3 protein-coding genes are annotated in these 4,655 nt (G+C 49.8%); 1 reads left to right on the top strand and 2 read right to left on the bottom strand.

Translation table 11 applies throughout. The features are described 5' to 3' along the window. A partial coding sequence (locus tag IH879_20050; protein MCH7677221.1) for an SUMF1/EgtB/PvdO family nonheme iron enzyme occupies positions 1–1,660 on the top strand: 1,660 nt, incomplete at its 5' end. A 255-nt stretch (positions 1,661–1,915) separates the two neighbouring features. Here the strand turns inward: IH879_20050 and IH879_20045 are convergent. Together IH879_20045 and IH879_20040 are read right to left on the bottom strand one after the other, a co-directional pair. After that, a complete protein-coding gene (locus tag IH879_20045; protein MCH7677220.1) occupies positions 1,916–3,280 on the bottom strand; it encodes a PQQ-binding-like beta-propeller repeat protein in 1,365 nt (454 codons plus the stop codon). 17 nt (positions 3,281–3,297) lie between these two features. Next, positions 3,298–4,473, bottom strand: a complete 1,176-nt coding sequence (locus IH879_20040) for a beta-lactamase family protein (GenBank protein MCH7677219.1) — start codon at positions 4,471–4,473, stop codon at positions 3,298–3,300. Between the last annotated feature and the right edge of the window lie 182 nt (positions 4,474–4,655).

The raw sequence follows: 4,655 nt of genomic DNA, 5'->3' as shown, positions 1-4,655 counted from the left end.
GTCGGAATTGTACAACGCTTCCCTGAACTATTTGCTGGATTTCCGCGATAAGCGCCGCAAGCTGCTGCCGGTGCTGGACGCGGATAAGGCCAGACGGGTGCTTTCTCCCACCGCGCTCTGGATGCAGCACAGTCTGCAAAAAGATGAGGCCCCGAAACAAGAAATGCACCAGCAGATGCAGCCCATTCTCAAGACCCTGGAAAAACAGCCGGACGCCGAAGTTTTCTGTAAAAATTTAGTCGACCGGGCCGGGCTGCTGGCCGACTATGGTGAAACCGATTACATCTTCCGCCATAAATCATTTCGCGAATATCTGGCCGGGGTGCAAATTACCAAAGAGGACAATAAGCAAGAGTGGCTGAAAAGACTGGTCAGCCATTTTGGCGACGACTGGTGGGAAGAGCCGCTGCGTTTTTTTATCAGCGAGGCCGATGCCGACATGTTCGACAGCTTTATGGCAAACCTTTTTCAATCCAGGGTTAGCGAAGAGCTGGACCAGAAGCAGCAGAATCTGCTGCAGACCCTGGTGCGCGAAGCGCCGCAGAAAAAAATAGATGCCCTGGGCAAAAAACTGCGCGATACAAAGACGACGGGCGGCCAGCAGAGGTACATTCTCGAGTGCCTGAAAACCATTAACACGCCGGAGGCGCGCGCCAGTGTAAAAGAATTCGTCCAAAAGAGTGGCCGCGATGATGCGAACTTGAGCTATGCCAGCGAGATTCTGTCTTCCGGCATGGGTGCGAAAGCACCAGCCGCGAAACCTGCAACTCCGGTGACGAGGAGCGCTGTTAAGCTTACGAATCTATTCACCGAGCTGTCGTCATCATTTCTCAACCCGCTGGAGGAGCAGGCCGAGTATCTTCTCATTCCCGCCGGAGAATTTAAATATTCGGTGTCTGAAAAGAATGAGCAGATTCAGGATATTTATTTTGCCAAGTATCCGGTGACTAACCAGCGCTACCGCCGGTTTATCTCCTACCTGGACAACCAGGTCGGGAATTTGAGTGACATTTTGCCGCAGAATCTGTTTGCTGAGAAACTGCTTGAATTTGCACAAACGATCGCGGAGTTTGAAGCTTATCTGGGCAGCGACGCCGGTGGCTGGGTAAAAAAAGTGCGCTCCGCAGAAGATGAAAACAAACGCTTCAACCAGGACGATCAGCCGGTGGTCAGCATAAGCTGGTTTGCGGCCCGCGCTTATTGTTTCTGGCTCTCCTGCCTGCAGGCGGCGCAGGACGGCGACCCGAAATTGCAGGATGTCGATAAGATCGTTGAAATATATCGCTTGCCGACAGAGTTGGAATGGGAGTGGGCTGCGGCCGGACGGGAACCCGACGGTTCGTTGCGGGAATACCCTTGGCCGAAAGAAAAGGGTAAAGAACCGAATGAGAAACTCGCAAACTATGGATCTAACGTAGATGCGACCACACCGGTTGGGCGCTACCCGGACGGCGCCACCCCGGAAGGGTTGCAGGATATGGCCGGTAATGTTTTTGAACGGATGGAAAACTGGTATGATGATGATGAAAAGATGCGCGCGTTGCGTGGCGGCTCGTGGGACAACGATGCACATAACCTGCGCTGCGATTCTCGTGTCAGGGTCAACCCGGACTACAGGCTCAACTTCAACGGTTTTCGTGTTGTGTGCCTGCAGTCATGATTTTTTGTGACTCTGTTTCTCTGTCCCTCTGAAACTCTGATTTTTTTTGCTTTTTAGATTAATAGGAGAAAAGGGGGTATGACTTTTCCAAGTGGCTTTTGCAGCATACGGGTAAGTTTCCCAAAAGCTACCGTTTTAGTATCGCCGCCAAACTGGAAAATGGCGTCCTGGATTTTATCGAGGCCACGACCGTTGCATCGATGAACTCTGACAGGGTTTCAAACCCTGTCAGAGTTAGGCCGCCGGGGCGCGTCCTTACTCCCCCACTGCTACCAAATGCTTCTGCGTTCTAATAAACAAAACCCCTTCTGAAATCGCAGGCGTCGCCATGCAGATTTCAGCCATTGGATTTTCGGCAAGCAGCTTAAATTCAGGCCCTGCTTGAACGACATAAATATCACCCTCTTCGCTGGCAAAATAGATTTTGCCGTCCGCAGCCACAGGTGAGGCGGTAAATCCCGTCCGGCCGCCCCCCAGGCGCTGCTTATAAAGCCGCTCGCCTGTTTTCGCAGCGTAGCAGTTTAACACACCGCTGTTTGTGCAACTATAAATAGTGTCGCCGTAAATCAGCGGCGTCTGCATGTAGGCGCCATTTCGCGGCTGGCTCCAGGCGATAAACTCGTTAGCACTAGTGTCGTCTTTTAAGGAAATATCGCCCCTGGCATTTAAGCGAATTGCGTAAATTGGCGACATGCTACCATGAGCGTTGGCAATGAAAACCAAATCATGGCCCAGAACCGGCGTCGGCACCGGAATATCCCCGCCGCCTCTGAGCCACCACACTTCCTCCCCGGTCTCGATGTCATAGCTGCCGATGTGTTTCCAGCCATTCACGATGACTTGTGTTTTGCCGTTTTTGCTATAAACGGTTGGCGAGCCCCAGGTTGGCACTTCATTTCTGGAAGTGCGCCAGAGTTCTTTGCCATTTTTAATATTAAAAGCCGCAATAAACGAGTTTTTCTGAACGTCACACTGAACGATGACCCTGTTTTTGTAAATGATTGGCGAACTTGCAAACCCCCACTGCGCTTTCGGCACTTTGAAATAACCGGAGTCCAGATCGCCAAGATCGACTTTCCACAATTCTTCACCTTTCATGTTGTAGCAGAACAACCCTTCAGAACCGAAGAAGGTCACGATATAGTTGCCGTCCGTGGCCGGAGTTGAGTTAGCGTGACTTGCTTTGGGGTGCCGTTTGACTCTCGGCACGGCTTCAAGGCCGGTTTTCTCCCAAAGTATTTTGCCACTGTTCTTGTCTAAAGCAAACAGCTGCCACTTGTGAACCGTGCTGTCCTCAACCGGGTCGATGTTGCCGTAAAGTCCTACTTTTAAAAAGGGATCTTTCTGGCCGCTAACTGCGGTGGTGACAAAAATGCGGTCTTCCCAGATAATCGGACAAGAATGGCCCAAACCCGGAATTGCTGTTTTCCATTTGATGTTTTTATCCTCTTCAACGTTCCAGGTGGTCGCTGTCGGATAGTCCTCTGCAACCCCGCTGGCATTCGGGCCACGGAAGCCTGGCCAGTTAACGCCTTTTTTGTCACCGGCGAATGCGCTTTCTGGTAAAAAAATCGAACCACTCATTAATATGACAAATATTATCCTTGTCAGCTCAATCATTAACAACCTCCTAAAAGTTATGACTTCTTAAGCCAATCCCAAACAATTTCCATTAGCGGCACAGCCATGTTTTGCGCCGTGTTGTTGCCAAAGTTTGTCAGCACAATAATGCCGATTTCCTGTTCCGGTTTAAACGCGACCAAACTACTGAAGCCATCCACCTCGCCGCCATGAATGACCCACTTACCGGTGTTTTCGATTTCCCGGATATGCCAACCGAAACCGATGGCCCCTCGATTCACTTCAACCGGCTGAGGCGTCCAGAGTTCGCGTACTGTCGCCCCCGAAATGGGTTTCTGTTTATTATCTTCAGTTCTGAATTGCAGTGAAATAAATTTTGCTAAATCCGGCACCGAAGAGGTAAGGCCGCCCGCCCCGCTAATTTCGCCAAAAAACCAGGGATCACGATCCTCTTCCGGGCCAAAGTTGGGCCAGTAGGCGGTCGCGAACCGTTCTTCTTTTTCCGGGGGTATCTGCACAAAAGAGTCGAGCATTTGCAACGGTTCGAGAATTCTCTGCTTTAGCAATTGTTCATACGGAACTCCGGCAGCGCGTTCGAGAACATGGCCGAGCAGCCCGAAGTTGAGGTTAGAATAGGCATAAGCGCCAACCGTTCCGGTTATTTTCGATATATTCAGCCCTTCATAGAGTTCTTTAATTGAGTAAGCCTTTGCAACACCGGGGCCACCCGGCGGGTCAACATTCACCCGATTCACAAAATCCCGCGGCAAGCCGGAAGTGTGGGTTGCGAGATGCCGCAAAGTAAGTTCAGCATCATCCCTGCCGCCAGGAAATGTCTGACCGGGCGGTAAGTATTTTCTCACCGGGTCAGCTATTTTCACCAAACCATCATCTCTAAGCGCTGCCATTAAGGTAGCCGTGAACACTTTTGTGATAGAGCCAATTTGATAAAGCGTATTTGACGTGGCGGGCTTTCCGGTTTTGCGATTCATCACACCAAAAGCTTTTGCGTAAATGAGTTCCTGTTGAGATACAATGCCCAAACTGTAGCTCGGAACGTTATTTGCTTTCATCAAGCTATCAGCAACCCGGGTGATTCTTAAAGTGTCGAGCCCGGCGAGTGAATAATTTTGGTTTTCCTGAGCCTTGCTCGTTGGTGGGCAAACTAAAAAATAGTTTGCAATTAAAAATGCAGCAAGGGGAAATAAAAAGCCATTTTTCTTACTAACCAAAGTCAACCCTCCTTTCACAAAGCAAAAGTATAATAAAACAGTTTTTTTTAAAAGTAGAAACGTTTAAAACGTTTGGACACAGAGAACTCTGATTTTCACAGCGCGACGAAGCCGCAATCAAAAGAAAAATTAACTTTAGCCACGGATTAACCCCGTTAGATAAGAGTTTTTAGGTTTTCTGT

The sequence above is a fragment of the candidate division KSB1 bacterium genome (assembly GCA_022562085.1).
Lineage (GTDB): Bacteria > Zhuqueibacterota > Zhuqueibacteria > Oceanimicrobiales > Oceanimicrobiaceae > Oceanimicrobium.
The sequence above is the reverse complement of the archived record's forward strand: the minus strand, read 5'-3'. Positions and strand labels throughout refer to the sequence as shown.